1 protein-coding gene is annotated in these 880 nt (G+C 58.2%); it reads left to right on the top strand.

Features of this window, described 5'->3' with window-relative positions; translation table 11 throughout:
* On the top strand, positions 1-880 hold an 880-nt coding region (locus FYC48_RS25305), incomplete at both ends, for a cadherin-like domain-containing protein (protein WP_200836703.1).

Below are 880 nucleotides of genomic sequence, written 5' to 3'. Positions count from 1 at the left end.
ATGACACCAACAACGCCGGTGACTCGGTCGCGTCGATCATCGCTTCCGCCGGAGGCGACCGCATTACCGATGTTGATACCGGATCGGTCGAAGGTATCGCGATCACCCATCAAGACAACGGAAACGGAACCTGGCAATACTCCACCAACGGAGGGTCCACATGGTCCGACTTTGGTGCCGTCAGCGACAACGCCGCGCTACTGCTGCGCAGTACCGACTTGGTGCGATTTGAACCCAACGGAGCGAACGGAACGTCCCCCGACTTTACCTTCCGCGCCTGGGATCAGACCACAGGATCCGCCGGCGCGAAAGTCGATGCCAGTACCAACGGAGGCACCACCGCGTTTAGTACCGCTACCGAAGCGGTTTCCATCACCGTCACGGACATCAATGACGAACAAGTCATCGCGACCAATACCGGGGCCACCGTCGTGGAAGGTTCCAGCGGAAACGTGATCTCCAATACACAGCTTCGCACAACGGACGCCGATCACAGCAGTAGCCAACTCGTTTACACCGTCGATTCGATCCCTTCGTCAGGAACGCTGTACCGAAACGGAGTGGCCTTGGCTGCGACCGACACGTTCACCCAAGCCGACATCGATGCCAATCTGATCACTTACGCTCACGACGGATCGGAAGCTTCGTCTGACTCGTTTAACTTCACCGTCGATGACGGTACTGGCGCGTCGTCTAGTGGAACGTTCACGCTCGGCATTACAAACGTCAACGACGCACCGGTGCTGGACAACTCCGGCACGATGACATTGACGACGATCAGCGAAGATGACACCAACAACGCCGGTGACTCGGTCGCGTCGATCATCGCTTCCGCCGGAGGCGACCGCATTACCGATGTTGATACCGGATCGGTCGAAGG

This window comes from Roseiconus lacunae, from assembly GCF_008312935.1.
Lineage (GTDB): Bacteria > Planctomycetota > Planctomycetia > Pirellulales > Pirellulaceae > Stieleria > Stieleria lacunae.
The sequence above is the reverse complement of the archived record's forward strand: the minus strand, read 5'-3'. Positions and strand labels throughout refer to the sequence as shown.